A 17967-nucleotide genomic window follows, 5' to 3' on the forward strand; every position below is an offset into this window, starting at 1 on the left:
TGCATTGTTCACATGAAAAAAATTATCTTTCTCTCCATCTGCAGTCTGATTTGTTTTGTCCTGGCAGCTTACAATTATGGAATCTTTCCATCTCAAGCATCTCCATTACAAAAAGAATCCCAAACCGGAGAGCTTAAAAAATCCATATTGGATGATACAACACAAGCATCTGAGGATAATAAGAGCCCTTTAACAAAAGAGTTCACTCTTTTGAAGTCCGAAGTAAAAAAGCTGACTGAAGCTCAAGCAAAAGAATCTGCGGAAAAGAAAGGTATCATCCCAGTCCAAATTGAGATTCCATCAATCGATGTGAAGGCACCAATCGAACAGGTAGGAATTTTAGAAAACGGACAAATGGGTGTACCAGAAGATATCAATAGCGTTGGTTGGTTCGAACCGGGCGCAAAACCTGGTGGCAGGGGAAGCTCAGTTTTGGCAGGACATGTTGATAGCAAAACGGGGCCGGCTATTTTCTTTAATCTTAAGAATCTAAAGCAGGGTGATGAAATCATAGTAACGGATAAAAATGGGGCAGCACTTACTTTTGTGGTTAAAAAACAAAAAAGCTATCAAAGAAACTCAGCTCCAATTAATGAGATCTTCCAAACTTCTAGTGGTCAAAACTTAAATCTGATTACTTGCTCAGGTGTTTTTGATCGAAAAGAAGGAACACACGAAGAAAGACTTGTTGTATTTGCTGAGTTACAGCAAGAAAAAGTTAAAGAACCAGTTACACCTCCTGAAGCTCCAGACAATGTGGAAGTGAACGGAAGCTTTGTGACTTGGCACGCGGTTCGTAAGGATAATATTGTTGGTTACAGAATTTATAGAAGTGAAAAGAAAGACGGAAAATACGAACAAGTCGGAAGTATTTCTGCTCACGAAAGAAAGAATTATACAGATCAAAATGCAGAAGAATACTTTTACTATGTAACATCGATTGATACTTTAGGAACAGAATCAAAACCTTCCAATATCTCTAAGGTTAAATAAATCTATTAAACTTTTGGCACTGCAGCATTTTGCAGTGCTTTTTTGTGTTTCACTCTTTTGTGATATAGAAAAAATTATAAGGATATCCAATATGGGGCTTTATTTATTATATATTGACTCATTTTATAGAGTGATGATAGTATATAAAAATCAAATCGTAATAATTACGATTTACAAAATTTTATATGGAGGTACGAGTGAAAGAGAGATTTGAATTACTACTATCTTTGAAAGTTACCGAGTATGAGATCAATGAACTTTCAAAGTTTGCCAAAGAATGTGATGAGTGTTACGAGTTATTAAAAGTAAAGCTGGATAGTCTTCACCATTTTATGACAGATCCGATAAACCTGCACCGATGGCAGGAATGGGGAGAAGACAAGGATATTATGTCACTGTCTGAAAAGCTCCGGGAAGCTTCTGTACAAGCACTCTGTGACATGGAAAAATATCAAAGTGTGCGTACATGTAACCATCAATTGAATGCAAGTGAATACATAACTACACTCTCTCAAACTGTGAAACATGAATTGGACGAATTACATATCAATGAGAACTCTAAGGTATTATTTATAGGTTCTGGAGCGTTTCCTATTTCTGCTCTCACGATCGCGAGTGAGAAGAATGCTGAAGTTCATTGTATAGACATTGATGAAGAAGCGGTCGAGATGGGAAGAAAAGTCTCTGAGATTACAGGCTTACAAGAAAACGTCAGATTCTCTAAATCTGTTCTAAACGACGTTCCCTTTGCCAAGAATACAACTCATGTCTTAATCGCTTCACTTGTCAGAAATAAATGGGAAGTACTGGATGAACTAAAGGATTTATTACAGCCTCATACAAAAGTGATTCTCAGATACGGAAACGGTTTAAAATCAATATTTAACTATTCGTTAGAAATGAACCTAACGAAAGACTGGAAACTGCAGAGCGTTAAACGAACAGGTGGTATTTATGACACGATGGTCTTAGAGAAGGTTAACGCATGAATGGAAGTAAAGGAAGTGAGGGAAACGTGGATACAAAAAGTTCTAAAGATCTCGGGAATATTCTAATAGCAGGAGTTGGACCAGCTGCCATCCAAACAGCTGTCCAGCTTTTCAATGCTGGCTTTAGTGAAAGAATAGGATTGTATAATCGGCCAGGTGCTCGTGCAGAACGGATTAAAAGAGAACTGAATCTAAATAAGTTTGAAATGGCTCTTACTATTCAGGGTAAAGAGGCAGAATTGACGACAAAGGTGGATTGTTTTTTGGATGACGTATCTCAACTATCTGATGAATGGGATACGGTTATTCTTGCAACTCCCTGTACGAGCTATGCAAACGTAATTGAGTCACTACAGACTGCTGATTTAAAGCGCGTAAGAACCATAGTTTTGCTAGCTCCCAACATCGGTTCAAACGATCTCGTGAAAAATTTGCTGTTAAAAGAAACAGTTGAAGTGATCAGCATGTCAACATATTTTGCTGCTACTAAATCTCTTAACTCTGCTATAAAGGCTCATACGAAGGCATATAAAAAACGTATTTATCTAGGTTCATCAAATCTTAAAAGCCGTATGGTAAATACACTGCAAGAATTTTTAAAATCAATGAATATCGATGGGGAGATCGTCGACCACCCTCTCGATGCAGAATGCAGAAATATAACAACATATGTGCATCCTGCTTTTTTCTTAAATAGATTTACTTTAAATGAAATATTCGGCCTTCATAGTAACGATAAGAAATATATGTATAAGTTGTTTCCTGAAGGTCCTATCACACCACAAAGAATAAGAATAATGGTGAGGCTCTGGAAAGAGATTGCTACATTAATGAATGAATTGGGAGCAAAACCGATCAATTTATTACAGTTTTTAAATGACGATAATTATCCAGTTCCAACAGAATGCATCCAAAGAGAGGACATTGATGATTTTTCAGAATACGAGGCGGTCAAACAGGAGTATCTGATGTATATACGCTATGCTTCTATTCTAATCGACCCATTTTCAGAGCCCGATCATGAGGGAAGATACTTTGAATTCTCAGCAGTTCCCTTTAAAAAAGCAGAAGAAGAAAATAAGGGAGTGTGGTCTATCCCCAGGATACCGTTTGAAGATTATCAAAAGTTGATCGTGATCCATGGACTTGCAGAGAATTCAGGAATTCCAATGCCTGAGATGAAAAGACTCATCAAAAGTTTCGAATCAGAGTGTGAGCAGATTGAATCTCTGTTAGGAATAAAAGAGTCAATAATCGAAGCAAGAAGAGAATCTTCCTTGGGAGAAGTAACAAACATCATGAAGGAAAGAAAGAGGCAATTACAATGAAGAACGGTGTTTGGCTCGCCATTCTGTCTTCCTTTATTTTCAGTATTATGAACGCTCTCGTTAAGGCAGTAAGTTTAACGATTCCTTATTCAGAAAGTGTATTCTTTAGAAGTTTGATAGGCACAATTATCATCTTTATTATTATGAAAAAGAAAAAGGTAGCCTTTTCAAAAACGGGTGTACCGATGCTTATGGTTCGAGGAGTCTTTGGGGCGTTGTATCTTTTAGCTTATTTTTATACAATCGCTAAAATACCGTTAGCAGATGCGAGTATTCTAGCTCATTTGTCTCCAATTTTTGCCGTAGTATTAGCAGGTTTGTTTTTAAAAGAAAAGCTAACGAAAACGCTTCTCTATATTCTTCCTGTCGTGTTAGCAGGGGCTTTCTTGCTGATTAAACCACAAGAATTCTCGTCCTATTCCATGTATGCGCTAATTGGTGTAGGAAGTGCTTTTTTCGCAGCTTGTGCAGCCACTTCTATACGCTATTTAAGCAGCAGACATCATGCTTATGAAATCGTATTTTATTTTCTCGCTACAGCAACAATAGTTAGTATACCTTTAATGTGGAACCAATTTGTAATACCTTCACCATTAGAACTGTTTTATCTGATCTGTATCGGAGTTGTATCTTTAGTAGGACAGCTATTCTTAACAAGTGCATTTACGCATGAAAATGTTATTGTTGTCGAGGTTACCCGTTACATTGGAATCGTCTTTAACGCTTTTTGGGGCTTTTTATTCTGGTCAGAGATTCCAGATGGTCAAACGATTCTAGGAGGTATGTTAATTATTGCTTCATGCATCTTCTTATCTCGTAGACGATCATTGGAAGCAAAGATAGATAAACTAAGGGTAAATAAATTAGTGATGAATACAAATGCTAAAAGGTAAGAGAAAACGCTCGGTCAAGAGCGTTTTCTTTTGTTAACTTGCAACCTTTTCTATTTTTGTATTGAGTGATTTTCTTCTAAACATATAAGTCGCGCTTATCAGCAAATAAATTCCTAATGTTACGCCAGTGATAATAACAGAAGTTGTGAGCACGATTCCGATTAGTATTGCAAATAAAGATAGAATCGCAACCCAAGTTGTATAAGGAAACCATTTTACATAATAACCCGATAACTGTTCATTGTTTTTTCTTGATTTCAAATGAGCGAAGGAAATGATCAACCAAATGAATAATACAGTATAGCCGAGTGAACCCATAAGATAGTTAAAGGTTTTGTCTCCTGCAAAAATAGAAATAAGTACACCTGCATATAGAGAAGCTGTACACATGAGAATAGCGATAAATGGAACTTTCTTAGATGAAAGTCGTGCGAAAATCCCAGGAACTCGACCGTCAACGGCTTGCGTATATAACACACGTGATGAACCGTATAAGCCTGAGTTCATCGATGAGATGATCGCAAGCAGAATCACACCATTCATTACATGATCAGCACCAGGAATTCCAATCATCTGAAACACCATAACAAAAGGACTTTCATTCACACCGTTTACTTGGTCCCAAGGAATTAAACCAACAATGATAAAGAACGGAAACAAGTAAAAGGCTATGATGCGAGTTAATGTACTGCGAACAGCTTTTGGTACTACTTTTTCTGGATTCTTCGTTTCAGCTAAGGTTACACCGATAATCTCCGTTCCACCATACGAGTAAATCACCACTAACATAGCTGTCATAAGACCGGCTGAACCGTTCGGGAAGAAACCTCCTTGATCTGTTAAGTTCGTGAAGTTCGGTGCAGCATGGCCACCAAACGATACGAATAAAAGCAAAAGTCCTGAAAGAATAAAGATGACGATGACACTGATCTTAATAAGGGCTAACCAATACTCCGTTTCAGCAAATATTTTAACGGATAACAGATTTACGATCGTAACGGCGATTGAGACTAAAAAAGCTAGCATCCAAATTGGGGTATCAGGAAACCAATATTGAAGAAAAATCGCTGCTACTACAGCTTCTGCCGCAATGTTTAACACCCACATCTTCCAATAGATCCAATCAAGAAAATAAGCGGGGAACATGCCTAATACGGATTGAACAAGGTCACGAAACGTTCGGGCACCACTGTTTTGAACAGCCATCTCTGCTAAACCTTGCATCACAAATAATAAGATGATTCCACCGATTAAATAGGCTAGAACAACGGAAGGACCTGCTGTATCAATAGCGGCACTGCTTCCTTTAAAAAGTCCCGCTCCGATACTGCCACCAAGAGCCATCATCATAATATGACGAGAAGTCATCGTTCGTTGTAAGTTCTCTGTGGTTTTTTTCATCTTCATAACCTCTCCTAAAGTGATATTAGAATCTATAAAACAAATAACAAAAAAAGGCTTACCATCTCTGATCTCAGTTGTGAGAAAAGAGACGATAAGCCTTTGGCTGACCGCGGTACCACTCTTGTTGATTCGTCATAGAATCCTGCTTGTAGAACCTGTTAACGAAGGTTAGTCGTCAAAACATAGAGAACGCGTTCTTTTTGTTTTGCTGCTCCAGGGCGAGTTCAAAGTTTTCGTAGACTGCGTTCCACCAACCCGCAGCTCTCTATACCACAAAAAGACTTTTACTACTCCCGTTCGTTGCTTTTATCAAAATGATTATTCAGAATAATATGGATTACTATAAAGGCTGTATCTTGGGCTTGTCAACACAAAAATTTTAAATGAAACAGCACAAGGCAGTATGAAAACGGTATCATTTATTCATTTTCTGAAGTTATTTCTAGCTGTTCTTAACATGTCATGAGGTGAAGAATCATAGATAAAAAAAGGGTGCAGAAGGTTTTGTAATCCCCCAGCACCATAACTTATTTCTTTATAGCTAGCTTTTGAAAATAATATTTTCCTACATGGTTCACTTGCGCATTAAAATCATTTCTTCCGTTTTCTTTAAACGAAGGACCACAGCTAGAAGAAGTTACTTGAATAACAGAATACTTAATGTCTTCACCGTTTTTGCCGGAAAAACCACCGTTCGATCCAAGACTGATACACTGATCGTTGATTTCTTTTCGTTTTCCGTTTTTATCAACGTAATAATATTTATCATTCACAACCCCATAGATCATATCCTTCGTTGACGTGAATGAAACGCCATACTGACTGATCTCCGTATCTTTTAACACATCCAAAGTTTTCTCTTTAACTGGAATAACCGTATAATCATCTTCTTTTTTTAACGGGGGTTCGTCAGGCATGTTATAAAACGTAAAAATAGAGCCTTCAAAACCTTCTGGAATCAAAAAGATATTGTTTGTAGTCTCTTGTTTATTAAAGCTACAGCCTGCTAAAAACAATAGGGATATCGCAACAATTATATATTTTTTCAATCGCATTCACTCTTTCAATTCATTTTCTTTATTGTATCATTGTATCCAAAATTCCAATAACAACTAACAAGCTTTCCACAGAATTGTAACGAGTTAAACAAATTTTTCCAAAATATAACCTTTATTATTCCTTCTTTTTGTATAATGAAAAAGATAGATTAGAAAATGGGGGATAAAGATAATGGCGACATTGTTTCAAAGCAACACAATCGTAGAAGGAACCGAATTGTTAGCACTCTTAACTTCTATAAATAACAAAGAAAAGACATGGGAAGATGTGGATCAGGAAGTTGTTTTGGATGCTATGATCCTTCATATTGGGTCACCAAATAGTGATCTGAGAGAGATGGTTTACCGATCGTTTTATATGTCAATTATCCACAATCAGCTCGACTACGAGACAGTAAAGAAACTTCTAGATTATAGTTTAAAACACCTTTTATTTAAAGGAATAGGCGAAAGTGGGACAGATTCTGTTTTCACACGAGCTTTCACGACGATATTAATCGCTGTAATTATCCATAAAGATATTGAAGTGAACTTTCTTTCAAAAGAAACACTTATTGAAGTGAAAAATGAAATCAAAAAGTACATAGAATTGGAACGAGATGTTAGGGGTTATGTACCCGTAAAAGGTTGGGCACACAGCATTGCTCATGTGGCGGATACGTGCGATGAACTGATCAAAAGTGAAAAAATTGCTGAAGTTGAATACTTTTCTATCGTCGAAGTGCTTTTGAAAAAATATTGTACGACACCGAATGGTTTTTTGCATGGAGAAGATGAGCGCGTTGTTACAGCTGTTCTTGCCATGCTGAAAAAAGAGGTTGGATTAGAAGAATTAAACCAATTTGTTGAAAGTATTCCCGGTCTTTTAAAATCTCAAAAAGAAGAATTGTCATCTGAAAAGTACTGGTTTGTGATGGCTAACTGTAAATCACTATTAAAAAGCCTCTTCATAGGGGTTAGTGATGATCTGCTATGTGTTTCACTACAACAAACTATTCGAAAAAGCTTATCACAAATTTAAACAATCTAAAGGAGGCAGCTTTTGGTCAAGTGCGCTGAGCCTCCTTTTGTTATGCCAAATCTCCATGCTCTGTTCCCCAATCATGCATCTGTTTTAAGATGGGCAGTAAGGTTGAGCCAAATGAAGTCAATGAATATTCAACTCTTGGTGGAACCGTATTATATGATTTTCGATCAACAAAGCCTTCTTCTTCTAATTCCTTTAATTGCTGCGATAACACTTTATGTGTAACACCCGTCAGCATACTTCTTAATTCGTTGTACCGCAATGTACCATCCACAGCTAAGTGCCATAGAATAACTGTTTTCCATTTACCACCGATTTTTTGCAATGTATATTCGATCGAACATTTTAATTTACCATCATCATGTGTTGATATCTTCATGAGCATAAACGTCCTTTCTTACCTTAAGGATAGTATGTCACTTTAAAGTGCGTTCTTACATACGCGAAGTATGTCTGGGTATAATGATTCCTGTAATCAAAAATAAAAGGAGGAATACGATTATGCCAATCTATCCAAGAACATTCTCTCATATTGGTTTATCCGTGCCAAATTTAGAAGAAGCCATAAAATTTTATACAGAGGTATTCGGGTGGTACGTTATCATGGAGCCTTCTGATGTAGAGAATGATGATACACCGATCGGACAAATGTGCCGTGATGTATTCGGTGATGACTGGGAAACTTTCCGAATTGCTCATCTAGCTACAGGTGACAAGATCGGAGTTGAACTGTTCGAGTTTCCTCATAACGAAAAGCCGGAAAACAATTTCGAGTACTGGAAGACAGGTTTGTTCCACTTTTGTATCCAAGACCCTGACATCGAAGGGATCGTTGAGAAAATTAAAGAATATGGCGGCAAGCAGCGCATGCCGATTCGTGAGTATTATCCGAACGAAAAACCATATAAAATGGTATATGTAGAAGATCCATTCGGCAATATCTTTGAAATCTATACACATAGCTATGAGCTTACCTATTCTCAGGGAGCTTACTAATAAACTTAAGAACCGCTGACGATTTTGTTCAGCGGTTTTTTCTTTGCACAGATTTCAGAAGAAAAGAAAAGACTACTATTTGCATTTTTACTTCTGTAAGCTTGATTTAACATAATCAAGGAAATGGAGTGAAGAAAATGACAAAGAAATTTAAAATAGATCTGCCTAAGATTCAAGGGCATTTAGAAGAGGCTCGGTTTCGAGATCTGTATTTAGAGGAAGATCCTTATCTTCACGATTGCTCGATCACAGGAGCATTTTTAGAGAATGAAGAAATCGATAAGCTGATTCTTTCTAAAGTAAAATTCAATAATGTAACGCTCATTCATTCAAGTTTTTATAAAATTGACATGACAGATGTGGTATTTGAAAACTGTGATCTTTCTAACACGAATTTTAAAGAGGGTATTCTGTATCGCGTCCATTTTAAAGACTGCAAACTGATGGGTGTTGATCTAGAAAAAGCGAATCTTAGAAATGTGACGTTTGAAAACTGCAAGTTAGACATGAGTGAATTTGTAGAAACAGACCTAAAGCCCGTTTTATTCGACCAATCCTCACTTAAACATGCAAACTTTTATGAAACAAAACTGAATACAGTAAAATTTGAGTCGTGTAATATCGAGGAAATCGATTTTTCAGAAACTTCTTTGAACGGAATTGACATTAGTACGTGTAAATTCAATACCATTCATGTAAACCTCACAAGTTTAAAGGGATGTACCGTATCCCGGGACCAAGCCATCGTGTTTTCCACATTGTTAGGATTACAAGTAAAAGAGGATTAAAAATTACACTTTACCACAAATTTGATAATTATGTTAATATTGGAATATAGGCGCATTGTGCATCACTTCATACATGTAAATCATTTTCCATTAGGAGAGATGAAATGAAGGAGAACCTTACCCTAGCTTGGATTGCTGCGTTATTTGCTCTTGTAGGACAGTTGTTGTTTTTTATAATCATCGCTATTTATACCGGTGAATGGCGTTTCGTGATGTGGAGTTTCATCGTGAGTATGAGCGTTGGGATTCCTAGTATGATCCACGTGTGGCAGGCACAAAAACGTATGAATCTAAACAGAAATTAAGAGGAGTATTCACCTTGTATGTAGTTATTCTTCTCTTGATTGTAAGTGTGGTTGGATATTTCAGTTTAAAGTATTACGTTCGTTCTATTATTTTTGGAGAAAAGGTGCTCTTTAACTTAAAACTAATGTTTAAAGATGATTCGGTCAAAGTTAGTTGTCCGAAGTGCAATAAAGTCATAAACCGTGCAATGAAAGGCAGTCAAGTTTGTACAAGATGTTATCATTTGTTTTAAGTTTTCCTTTCTCAGATAACTAAAAAATCTACGGATTCTAAATGCAGAAAAACTCATTACCCATCTAAAGGGAAATGAGTTTTTTTTGTTTTGTTCTCTTTAACAAATGAAAAAGAAGGTACAATCCTCCTTTAAGAGGAATATGAAAAGAAGATGATAATAGGGAGCTGGTTTTCAATGAGTGGGATTTGAAGCTTTAAGGAATTTTTTTCAGAAGAGGGATGAAGAACTACCATTACAACGGAAAAAATTAATGAGAACAATAGAACAAGACCTAGTGGCAGATAACAATGTTTTGGCTGTATTTTATGGAGGATCGATCGGAAAAGGAAACACAGATTTTTATTCAGATATTGATCTTCGTATTGTGGTGCAAGACGCAGATTTTGAAAAGTTTCGACAGAATAAAAATCAAAGAGCAATGAATTGGGGGAATGTTCTTTTCTTTGAAGATTTTCCTTGGACAAACTATTCTATCGCTCATTATGACTCATTTATTAAGGTGGATACTTTTTATTACAAGAAGAAAGATCTTCATCCTTCTATATGGATGCAGCATTTAAAAATAGTTTACGATCCTGAAGGTCATGTAAACTCCATAAATCAACAATCCCTGCAACTATCCTACACACCATCAGTAGAAGAACTAGAAATCTGGCGTACTAAATTCTTTGCATACGTTCATGAGTTCTATAGGCGAATCATGCGAAGTGAATTCTCATACGCAAAAAAATGCTTAGAGAACATGATCTATTCTATGGTGTCTGGATGGTATATGAACGCAGGTCTGCAACCGAATACATTTGGTGATTGGTCGAAGGTTGAAAGAAAGAGCAGTCCGTTAGCTGACTGGCAGCGAATGCTCCTTACTAATTGGCGCTACACTTCAAACGAAGAAGACATGTTAAGAGTTTTTAAGAATATCTTACCTGAATTCCAAAAGTTACATAAAAAGTTATGTGAAATCGTAGAAATTACGTATGAACAGAAATGGGAAGACGAAATTTTGAATAAAGTTCTCATTGATTATTAACTGGCATGAGGTGGTGAGTGTATGGAATATGGGTCGTCAGGGTTAGCATTAATGGGGTTATTTACATTTTTAGTACCAATAGGAGTAGGAATCTTTGTGTTGGTCATGCTCTATCAAATGAACCGATCTCTAAAAAGAATAGCGGATCGACTAGATGAGAAATAATCATGAAACAAAAGATAGCTGTCCCTGTGTGGACAGCTATCTTTATTTATATCGCTTTTTTATGATTATACTCTAAAGAAGTATGTTTTTTGAATTTAGGTATCTTTAAGTAGACGACCAAGCGTACAAGGTATTCTATCGGACCGATGGGCAGGTATTTCAAATAAATGGAACTAAGGAGTGCTTGAGTTCCGAAGATTATAACACCTACTACAGTGGCCAGTATTACACCAAGATCACCAAACCAACCTAAACCATAGCCGTAAAAAAGAAATGTACAAATCATCGATTGCATTAAATAATTTGTTAATGATAGTTTTCCCATACTTTCAAAACCACTTAAAAAGCGTCTGAACTTCTGATGGTTGTACATGTAAACGAACAGACTGATATAACCGATAGCAAGCATACTTCCTCCGATCATACTCATATCTAAACGATAATCCCATTGCTTGCTGAGTAGAGGAGTAGCTTTTAGTAAGAGACCGATTGGTATAAATAAACCACTTAGGATTGTGAACTGTTTGATCTTAGAAGACGTGTTTTGCAGCCATTTTCGATGTGCTGCATACATACCAATCAGAAACATTGGACTAAGAACAAAAGGTGTTAAGAATAACATGAAGGCGGCTTCACCACCACTCATATCAAGCATTTCGTCATCAAGACTGTGTGCTCTTATTTCTGAGTACGTTCCTGATCCATAGATCTCTTGTGTTTGTTTCATGTATAAATCTATCTTATCAGCACGAATCATTTTGATTTCTTCTGCCTCAAACAGAGAGCCAATGAAGAGAAGAGAGAATAGTAGAACAGCCCAAATCAATAGTGTCTTTGGTTTGCGATTTACCATAACCAAAAGCAGAACACCCATAAGCCCATATACAAAAAGAATATCTCCTTCCCATAAATACGTACTATGCAAGATCCCAAGAGTCATCAGTAAAGCAAATCTTCTGAACAGATGCCACTTTACGCGTTTGTTATTTTCCTTTAACTTGTTACGCATAAGAATGAGAGAGTACCCAAAGATGAACATGAAGATGGGAAGGAATGCGCCTTCAATCACCACTTTTGTGAAGTAGTAAGCATATGTATCAACGGTTGATAATTGATAATAATGAATTTCGTCCTTTCCAAAGATTCCGAACTGGAAAATGAGTAGGTTTGCTAAAAGAATCCCTAATAAACTAAATCCCCTAATCCCATCGATGATGTTAATTCTCTGTTTGACCAATGACATGCTAATAATCCCCTTTATCTACATAATTACCAATACCTAACAAATGTGTCGACGACATAACTATAACAGCGTATTTTATAAAATTCAACAAATATTTATTGTTTTACGATAAAAAAATAATGATTATTGAGATTTTATCATTCTTTTGTGGTATGTTGAATTTATAAAATTAAAGAAGGGGAGCAGAAAGATGAAGTGGAAAATTTTTTATAAATATGGAGCGAAATTATGCTCAGTTCTTTTTTATGTTATTGGTCTTATTGGTATTTTTACCTTGGTATATCATTTGTCTTATTTAATGAGTCCAACAGGGGAATTGGCAAAGTCTTTCGGTGCATTTGATCCTGTGTACAGCAACTTAACGTTAGTTTTTGATCAGCAACCTTTACTGTATAAGGATGAAGAATTCATCGTCCTTTCATTGGTGACCTCAATCATTATGTTTGTTTTTGCATTAATTTTCTTAAGACTCATGAGAAAATTGTTACAGAATTTACACCAAGAGAGTTTATTTATGATGGAGAACGTTAAGGTTTTATTCAAGATGGGTATCACCATTCTTGTACTTGGGTCAGCTTTTACCTTTATGGACGAGCTTTTAATGACAAAAGCACTTAAGGAAATCCATGTAACGAACGCTTCTGTAACATATACAGGACTAGCTTATGTTGATACGTTTTTCACAGGGATTTTCGTAATGATTCTAGCCTCTGCACTAAAGGTTGCCGTAGAGGCAGTAGAAGAAAATAAACACACAATCTAAAGGTGGAGTAGGGATTGCGATGATTAGAATAAAATTAGATGTTATGATGGCACAGCGAAAAATGTCATTGAACCGATTGTCTGAACTGGTTGATATCACCCCTGCTAATCTTTCTGTACTTAAAAATGAAAAAGGAAAAGCGATTCGTTTTTCAACACTTGATGCCTTGTGTAAAGTACTAGAATGTCAGCCAGGAGATCTCATCGAATATATCGAAGACTAGTAGAAAAAAGGGAGATGGTTTGGTACATGAAAAAAGTAGCTGTTAGCTGGAGCGGCGGAAAAGACAGCTGCTTAGCTCTATATCGATTGCTTCAAGAAAAGCATGAAGTTGTATGCTTGATATCCATGGTTTCTGCAGAAGATGTACGAAATCATGCCCATGGTATTCCATTAGAAATATTACAATTACAAGCAGATGCGATCGACCTTCCTTTAATTATGGTGGATTCAGCTGGCGAGTATGAAGCTTCATTAATAAAGTCTTTAACTTCTATAAAGAAACAGTTTGGGATAGATGCAATCGCATTCGGCAGTTTGTATATGGAAGAAGACCGGAAATGGAATGAACAGGTTGCGGAAAAAGCAGGTCTGGATGCTCTTTTTCCCGTATGGATCTTAGAAGAACAAGCCTCTGAACTATTGGAAGAATTTATTTCATTAGGTTTTCAGTCGATTGTTTGTCGAGCTTCAGCAGATGTCTTAAATTCCTCTTGGACAGGTCGCGTTTTGAATGAAAGTTTTTGTAAGGATATTGAAGCAACAAAGAGCTGCCCAATGGGTGAGCATGGAGAATATCATACATTTGTTGTAGACGGACCAATCTTCCGAACAAGATTAGAGATTGTTCACTCAGATGTTATCTTAAATTCAGGATTATGGTCGCTCGACATACATTCATGCAGGTTCATAGATAAGGATACGGAGGCTGTTATGAAATGAACATTCACTTTAGAAAGATGTTAAAACCTGAAGAAAACGTAGTAGAAGCTTTAAATCGTTGGGAGAACGACACAAAGCTTGTTCCATTAACACGACCGAATAAGGATAGAGTAGAACTCGAAAGTAAACGAATCATCACGATGGAAGACTTGTATCAACGTTTAGAGTTTCACGAGATTTATTTGATCTTTGTAGATGATCAATTAGTAGGTGAGATGAACTATATGGTCGATCCTCCTCACCTTTTTAAGAGAACGGAAGGAACGGCATGGTTAGGTATTACGATAGGTGAATCGGTTGGAAGAGGTAAAGGCATTGGTTACCAAGCGTTGTCGTACTTAGAGAATGAAATGAAAAGAAATGGTTTGAAACGCATCGAGCTTGGTGTATTTGAATTCAACACCACCGCACAAAAGCTTTATCAAAAACTGGGATACTCAGAAATTGGTAGAGTCGAGGCATTCACGTATTATCAAGATCGAATGTGGGCGGACATTCGAATGGAGAAATTAATTAAATAATGATGATTCATAACTGTCCATTCGGGCAGTTTTTTTGATTTAAAGGGATTTTTTGGATTTTTATTGAATTGAGATAGCAAAAGAGATAGGAAAAGAGGATCATCATGAAAATTATTGATACTGTTTCATTTTTTCTGAAAAACTATCAGCCAACGATCTCGTTTTTGAAAGAATATTATAAAAGGTACCCGTCTGTCTTTCATGAATATTTTTCTTACCATTGCAAAGATACCCAGGAAAGACATGATTTATCAATTAAAAGATATCAGGACTCTTGGTCGTCTATACAATGCGTTCACGATTCAATAAATCCGCTTATTCAGGAAGTTGTTCAAAAGTATGAAGAGGAATATGGAGTACAATTTCCTGTTGAAGTAAACTTGATCGTTGGTGGTTATGGCTCGAATGCATACACGCACAGACAGATCATACCGAATGTTACGTTCGCATTAGAAAAACTGTCACCAGAACGAGAGCATTTAAAAACCATTGTTGCCCATGAATTTGGGCACGCCACACAAAATATTTTGACTGATAAAGCAGGTATGAAGTGGGAAAGAGTAAATTGGAACAGTCCAATGACTTGGTTAAATCAAGAAGGTGCAGCGACTCACTTTTCTAGGAGAATTGTAGGCAGTCTCCATCCATCTGTTTACTTTTCCTTTGATAACCATGGATGTGAGTGGTTGGAGTTTGCTCAAAAACATGAAGATGAGATTTTGCTGGCGTTTGCAAAAGATTACAACTCATTCTCTGCCCAATCAATTTTTTCAGAATGGTTCTCCATTAATGGTGGTAAGAAATTTGGTCACAGCAGACTTGGCTATTATATAGCGGATCTCTTCTTTCAAAACCAAGTTAAAAAGCTAGGTGAGGGTGATGCGATTACGGCTTGGAATGATGATAATTTCATAAGGAATGCTGAGAGTTGGTTATCTCAAAAAACTGGATTAAATAAAAATAGTATGGAGCTGTTGTGATGAACATCAAACAAGAAAAACCACAAATAATGATACTAGGAACTTTTCACATGAGGTATACGGCGGATCTTCAACGAATGGAGTTTGATGATCTGTTAGCTGAATCAAGACAACAAGAAATTCAAAAAGTAGTCGAACACTTAATGAAATTTAAGCCAACAAAGGTTGCACTAGAGGTAGTAAAGAGTGAAGAGAATAAACTCAATCAAGAATTTAATCAATATAAAGAGGGTCAATTGGATCTTGCAATTGACGAAGTACATCAGCTTGGGTTCCGTATCGCCTCAAATCTACAACATGAAAAAGTACATGCTGTGGACTGGATGGATACGGTAGGAAATAGAGGGTTGGGTCAGGTTTTTGAGTGGGCTGAAAAGAATCAACCTGAGTTTTTTCGTTACATAAATGATACCTATCGTTCTAATCAAGAACTTTCAATAGGCGAGAAGAGTATTTATGAAATAATCAGATCACAAAACCAAAAGTCCTATATTGAAAAACAGCACGAAATGTATTTGGCGATAGCACGAATTGGTTCATCTGAAGAATATATTGGCATCGATTGGATGAGATGGTGGTATCAACGAAATCTAATCCTTTATTACAATTTAGCTAAGATTACATCGATATCAGATCGTACTCTATTAATAATTGGTGCGGCTCATGTCCATTTAGTCACCCAATTTTTAAAGGAGAGTAACTTGTTTAGTGTTGTAAATTCTTTAGACTATCTTACATAATGATGCGTATATTCATCTTTTATTTTTTCTTTCAATCCATGAAATCGTTAAGAATACGATAAAAGAAGCTACTATAATGAAGGCTGCGGTGTTAGAAAAATAATTAAAATCTAATTCATGAACTATTTTAGATTCTTCACCATAATAGTTTAGAAATTCCATTGTTTGGTTCTCATAGTCTAATAGAAAATAAGAAAAAACACTTCCGATAATTACTCCAAGAATTAGTGAGAGCAATGTTTTATTCATACATAGATCGACCCCCATTCACATGATTGTTAACGAGTAACATATATATTAATGTACCATTATATTCCATTTAGGAGGAGCTTATGAATGCAGGTGCCGTGTTTGGGATTGTATTGACTTTAAGTCTTTTTGTGTTTAACTATTTTCCTTATACTTTGAAGGAAAAGTACAAGTTACCATATTGGGTTTCTGGTATCATCATTTGTTGTTTAGGACCGTTGGTTGCAATGGGGGTAGGCTCATATTTAGGAGAGGAAGCTCAGCGTGAAGGAAGTGATGGGTTCGGAGCAGGACTTGCAGGAGCCATTATAGCTTTAGTTCTTATTGCAAACGGTGCTTTATACATCATCGGGAATATGGTTTCTGGAATAGAGCGATATGTTACGCGACAAAAGAAAGACAAGACGCATAATTAGAGGTTCAAAAAGGATTTTAATGCAGATAAGGAGGAAGGAAATATGAAGGTATTCATTTCCAATCTTTTATTAGGCATACTGTTTGGTCTCATTGTCGGAAGTGCTTATAATCAACAGGGCATTTGCATAATGTTAGGTGGCATTCTCGGTGTGTTTATTTCTATATATTTACAACTATATGGTATTCAAAGATATTTATCAAAAAGATCTATTAATCATCCAGAAAAAATTTAGGAGTAAAAAATTTATGGAAAACATTTTACAAGAAGTATGTAATCGTATAAGAAGAGTAGAACATCCATTGATAATAGGGATCTCTGGTCACGGTGCTGCAGGGAAAACAACATTCGCTTCTAAACTGATACATATGATTGGGCAGGAAAAAGTAAATTCTATTAACACAGATCCTTATATCGTCCGTTCTGAGCTAAGGAAATGCACAATATTAGATTACGTGTATCACAATAAAAACCATTCTTATCAAATGACAGCCTGTCATCCACTTGCTCATCATATTTGGTCTTTAGAGCGAGATATAAGAATGATACGGGATAGGTTAAATCTATACACGATTGGGACTCATATAACAGAAAGTATCTTGGTTTCCTCTGAAAAACAGATAACAATAGTTGTGGGAATGAGTGTAGCATTTTGTGATCCTGCACTGTTTGATCTTAAGATCTATCTATATACAGACGGTGATACTGAGTTAAGCAGGAGAGGGGTACGTGATGTTTCGGAACGAGGGACAAACATTGATCATTTGTTACATTCACACGATGAACGAAGAATTCAATATGAAGTATTCATGCATCCCAAACATCGGTACTTTGATTATGTTGTAAAGAATTCAAATGAAGAGTATGTGCTGGAAAAAGGAGAATGGCCAGTTATAAGTTAA

24 protein-coding genes and 1 other annotated feature are annotated in these 17967 nt (G+C 36.3%); of the genes, 19 read left to right on the plus strand and 5 right to left on the minus strand.

Annotated features, from left to right (window positions below; translation table 11 throughout):
- Positions 1–12 precede the first annotated feature (12 nt).
- From ABE65_RS05795 to ABE65_RS05810, 4 genes are all read left to right on the plus strand, one after another.
- Positions 13–993 (plus strand): class F sortase, encoded by a 981-nt coding sequence (locus ABE65_RS05795; RefSeq protein WP_066392307.1) that lies wholly within the window; start codon positions 13–15, stop codon positions 991–993.
- 197 nt (positions 994–1190) lie between these two features.
- Complete coding sequence (locus ABE65_RS05800) at positions 1191–1982, plus strand: nicotianamine synthase family protein (protein ID WP_066392308.1); 792 nt, start codon at positions 1191–1193, stop codon at positions 1980–1982.
- Positions 1979–3310 carry an opine metallophore biosynthesis dehydrogenase gene (locus tag ABE65_RS05805; protein ID WP_066392309.1) on the plus strand — a complete coding sequence of 444 codons (1332 nt, stop codon included), beginning with the start codon at positions 1979–1981 and terminating at the stop codon, positions 3308–3310. Before ABE65_RS05800 ends, ABE65_RS05805 begins: the two co-directional genes overlap by 4 nt.
- Entirely contained in the window at positions 3307–4203 is an 897-nt protein-coding gene (locus ABE65_RS05810; protein WP_066392311.1) for a DMT family transporter, read from the plus strand. The genes ABE65_RS05805 and ABE65_RS05810 overlap by 4 nt, the downstream gene beginning before the upstream one ends.
- Before the next feature lie 33 nt (positions 4204–4236).
- Here the strand turns inward: ABE65_RS05810 and ABE65_RS05815 are convergent, their stop codons facing one another.
- Both ABE65_RS05815 and ABE65_RS05820 read right to left on the minus strand, forming a co-directional pair.
- Positions 4237–5604 carry an amino acid permease gene (locus tag ABE65_RS05815; protein WP_066399817.1) on the minus strand — a complete coding sequence of 456 codons (1368 nt, stop codon included), beginning with the start codon at positions 5602–5604 and terminating at the stop codon, positions 4237–4239.
- An 84-nt stretch (positions 5605–5688) separates the two neighbouring features.
- Positions 5689–5917, minus strand: a binding site (T-box leader).
- A 217-nt stretch (positions 5918–6134) separates the two neighbouring features.
- Positions 6135–6656 carry a DUF6843 domain-containing protein gene (locus ABE65_RS05820; RefSeq protein WP_066392312.1) on the minus strand — a complete coding sequence of 174 codons (522 nt, stop codon included), beginning with the start codon at positions 6654–6656 and terminating at the stop codon, positions 6135–6137.
- Between the two features lie 181 nt (positions 6657–6837).
- Here ABE65_RS05820 and ABE65_RS05825 point away from each other — a divergent pair, with 181 nt between their 5' ends.
- Positions 6838–7686, plus strand: coding sequence for a DUF2785 domain-containing protein (locus ABE65_RS05825; RefSeq protein WP_066392315.1), 849 nt, complete (start codon positions 6838–6840; stop codon positions 7684–7686).
- 49 nt (positions 7687–7735) lie between these two features.
- Here the strand turns inward: ABE65_RS05825 and ABE65_RS05830 are convergent, their stop codons facing one another.
- Entirely contained in the window at positions 7736–8071 is a 336-nt protein-coding gene (locus tag ABE65_RS05830) for a winged helix-turn-helix transcriptional regulator (protein WP_066392317.1), read from the minus strand.
- Between the two features lie 122 nt (positions 8072–8193).
- On the opposite strand from ABE65_RS05830, the gene ABE65_RS05835 reads away from it, so the two are divergent.
- From ABE65_RS05835 to ABE65_RS21775, 5 genes are all read left to right on the plus strand, one after another.
- Positions 8194–8688, plus strand: coding sequence for a lactoylglutathione lyase family protein (locus ABE65_RS05835; RefSeq protein ID WP_066392318.1), 495 nt, complete (start codon positions 8194–8196; stop codon positions 8686–8688).
- Positions 8689–8825: 137 nt separating this feature from the next.
- Positions 8826–9476, plus strand: a complete 651-nt coding sequence (locus tag ABE65_RS05840; protein WP_066392319.1) for a pentapeptide repeat-containing protein — start codon at positions 8826–8828, stop codon at positions 9474–9476.
- Positions 9477–9580: 104 nt separating this feature from the next.
- Entirely contained in the window at positions 9581–9781 is a 201-nt protein-coding gene (locus ABE65_RS05845) for a hypothetical protein (protein ID WP_066392321.1), read from the plus strand.
- Between the two features lie 486 nt (positions 9782–10267).
- Positions 10268–11047, plus strand: a complete 780-nt coding sequence (locus ABE65_RS05850) for a hypothetical protein (protein WP_231887859.1) — start codon at positions 10268–10270, stop codon at positions 11045–11047.
- Between the two features lie 21 nt (positions 11048–11068).
- Entirely contained in the window at positions 11069–11212 is a 144-nt protein-coding gene (locus ABE65_RS21775) for a hypothetical protein (RefSeq protein ID WP_156499128.1), read from the plus strand.
- A 46-nt stretch (positions 11213–11258) separates the two neighbouring features.
- Here the strand turns inward: ABE65_RS21775 and ABE65_RS05855 are convergent, their stop codons facing one another.
- Positions 11259–12455: a DUF418 domain-containing protein gene (locus ABE65_RS05855; RefSeq protein WP_066392324.1), complete on the minus strand. Its 1197-nt coding sequence runs from the start codon at positions 12453–12455 to the stop codon at positions 11259–11261.
- Between the two features lie 190 nt (positions 12456–12645).
- On the opposite strand from ABE65_RS05855, the gene ABE65_RS05860 reads away from it, so the two are divergent.
- The 6 genes from ABE65_RS05860 (at position 12646) to ABE65_RS05885 (ending at position 16401) form a co-directional block, all read left to right on the plus strand.
- Positions 12646–13218: a DUF2975 domain-containing protein gene (locus ABE65_RS05860; RefSeq protein ID WP_066392328.1), complete on the plus strand. Its 573-nt coding sequence runs from the start codon at positions 12646–12648 to the stop codon at positions 13216–13218.
- A 19-nt stretch (positions 13219–13237) separates the two neighbouring features.
- Complete coding sequence (locus tag ABE65_RS05865) at positions 13238–13441, plus strand: helix-turn-helix domain-containing protein (protein ID WP_066392329.1); 204 nt, start codon at positions 13238–13240, stop codon at positions 13439–13441.
- A gap of 26 nt (positions 13442–13467) precedes the next feature.
- On the plus strand, positions 13468–14160 hold the full coding sequence (locus tag ABE65_RS05870) for a Dph6-related ATP pyrophosphatase (protein WP_066392330.1): 693 nt from the start codon (positions 13468–13470) through the stop codon (positions 14158–14160).
- The gene (locus ABE65_RS05875; RefSeq protein WP_066392333.1) at positions 14157–14681 is read left to right on the plus strand and encodes a GNAT family N-acetyltransferase; all 525 of its coding nucleotides are present in this window, start codon (positions 14157–14159) and stop codon (positions 14679–14681) included. The genes ABE65_RS05870 and ABE65_RS05875 overlap by 4 nt, the downstream gene beginning before the upstream one ends.
- A 104-nt stretch (positions 14682–14785) precedes the next feature.
- Positions 14786–15661, plus strand: a complete 876-nt coding sequence (locus ABE65_RS05880) for a DUF2268 domain-containing putative Zn-dependent protease (RefSeq protein WP_066392335.1) — start codon at positions 14786–14788, stop codon at positions 15659–15661.
- Complete coding sequence (locus tag ABE65_RS05885; protein ID WP_066392337.1) at positions 15661–16401, plus strand: DUF5694 domain-containing protein; 741 nt, start codon at positions 15661–15663, stop codon at positions 16399–16401. Before ABE65_RS05880 ends, ABE65_RS05885 begins: the two co-directional genes overlap by 1 nt.
- Before the next feature lie 12 nt (positions 16402–16413).
- On the opposite strand, the gene ABE65_RS05890 is transcribed toward ABE65_RS05885, so the two are convergent.
- On the minus strand, positions 16414–16650 hold the full coding sequence (locus ABE65_RS05890; protein WP_066392341.1) for a hypothetical protein: 237 nt from the start codon (positions 16648–16650) through the stop codon (positions 16414–16416).
- An 83-nt stretch (positions 16651–16733) separates the two neighbouring features.
- On the opposite strand from ABE65_RS05890, the gene ABE65_RS05895 reads away from it, so the two are divergent.
- The 3 genes from ABE65_RS05895 to ABE65_RS05905 are packed head-to-tail and all read left to right on the plus strand — an operon-like array spanning position 16734 to position 17967.
- Positions 16734–17066, plus strand: a complete 333-nt coding sequence (locus tag ABE65_RS05895) for a hypothetical protein (protein WP_066392343.1) — start codon at positions 16734–16736, stop codon at positions 17064–17066.
- 42 nt (positions 17067–17108) lie between these two features.
- Positions 17109–17300, plus strand: a complete 192-nt coding sequence (locus ABE65_RS05900; RefSeq protein ID WP_066392349.1) for a hypothetical protein — start codon at positions 17109–17111, stop codon at positions 17298–17300.
- Between the two features lie 13 nt (positions 17301–17313).
- Complete coding sequence (locus ABE65_RS05905; protein ID WP_066392350.1) at positions 17314–17967, plus strand: uridine kinase family protein; 654 nt, start codon at positions 17314–17316, stop codon at positions 17965–17967.

Source organism: Fictibacillus phosphorivorans, assembly GCF_001629705.1.
Taxonomy (GTDB): Bacteria; Bacillota; Bacilli; order Bacillales; family Fictibacillaceae; genus Fictibacillus; species Fictibacillus phosphorivorans_A.

Bases quoted from the DNA above. Each gene is read 5' to 3' on its own strand.
- ABE65_RS05905 (WP_066392350.1), top strand. From the start codon at position 17,314: ATGGAAAACATTTTACAAGAAGTATGTAATCGTATAAGAAGAGTAGAA.
- ABE65_RS05875 (WP_066392333.1), top strand. From the start codon at position 14,157: ATGAACATTCACTTTAGAAAGATGTTAAAACCTGAAGAAAACGTAGTA.
- ABE65_RS05845 (WP_066392321.1), top strand. From the start codon at position 9,581: ATGAAGGAGAACCTTACCCTAGCTTGGATTGCTGCGTTATTTGCTCTT.
- ABE65_RS05815 (WP_066399817.1), bottom strand. From the start codon at position 5,604: ATGAAAAAAACCACAGAGAACTTACAACGAACGATGACTTCTCGTCAT.
- ABE65_RS05880 (WP_066392335.1), top strand. From the start codon at position 14,786: ATGAAAATTATTGATACTGTTTCATTTTTTCTGAAAAACTATCAGCCA.
- ABE65_RS21775 (WP_156499128.1), top strand. From the start codon at position 11,069: ATGGAATATGGGTCGTCAGGGTTAGCATTAATGGGGTTATTTACATTT.
- ABE65_RS05900 (WP_066392349.1), top strand. From the start codon at position 17,109: ATGAAGGTATTCATTTCCAATCTTTTATTAGGCATACTGTTTGGTCTC.
- ABE65_RS05865 (WP_066392329.1), top strand. From the start codon at position 13,238: ATGATTAGAATAAAATTAGATGTTATGATGGCACAGCGAAAAATGTCA.
- ABE65_RS05835 (WP_066392318.1), top strand. From the start codon at position 8,194: ATGCCAATCTATCCAAGAACATTCTCTCATATTGGTTTATCCGTGCCA.
- ABE65_RS05830 (WP_066392317.1), bottom strand. From the start codon at position 8,071: ATGAAGATATCAACACATGATGATGGTAAATTAAAATGTTCGATCGAA.
- ABE65_RS05855 (WP_066392324.1), bottom strand. From the start codon at position 12,455: ATGTCATTGGTCAAACAGAGAATTAACATCATCGATGGGATTAGGGGA.
- ABE65_RS05850 (WP_231887859.1), top strand. From the start codon at position 10,268: ATGAGAACAATAGAACAAGACCTAGTGGCAGATAACAATGTTTTGGCT.
- ABE65_RS05810 (WP_066392311.1), top strand. From the start codon at position 3,307: ATGAAGAACGGTGTTTGGCTCGCCATTCTGTCTTCCTTTATTTTCAGT.
- ABE65_RS05885 (WP_066392337.1), top strand. From the start codon at position 15,661: ATGAACATCAAACAAGAAAAACCACAAATAATGATACTAGGAACTTTT.
- ABE65_RS05895 (WP_066392343.1), top strand. From the start codon at position 16,734: ATGAATGCAGGTGCCGTGTTTGGGATTGTATTGACTTTAAGTCTTTTT.
- ABE65_RS05870 (WP_066392330.1), top strand. From the start codon at position 13,468: ATGAAAAAAGTAGCTGTTAGCTGGAGCGGCGGAAAAGACAGCTGCTTA.
- ABE65_RS05795 (WP_066392307.1), top strand. From the start codon at position 13: ATGAAAAAAATTATCTTTCTCTCCATCTGCAGTCTGATTTGTTTTGTC.
- ABE65_RS05840 (WP_066392319.1), top strand. From the start codon at position 8,826: ATGACAAAGAAATTTAAAATAGATCTGCCTAAGATTCAAGGGCATTTA.
- ABE65_RS05805 (WP_066392309.1), top strand. From the start codon at position 1,979: ATGAATGGAAGTAAAGGAAGTGAGGGAAACGTGGATACAAAAAGTTCT.
- ABE65_RS05860 (WP_066392328.1), top strand. From the start codon at position 12,646: ATGAAGTGGAAAATTTTTTATAAATATGGAGCGAAATTATGCTCAGTT.
- ABE65_RS05825 (WP_066392315.1), top strand. From the start codon at position 6,838: ATGGCGACATTGTTTCAAAGCAACACAATCGTAGAAGGAACCGAATTG.
- ABE65_RS05890 (WP_066392341.1), bottom strand. From the start codon at position 16,650: ATGAATAAAACATTGCTCTCACTAATTCTTGGAGTAATTATCGGAAGT.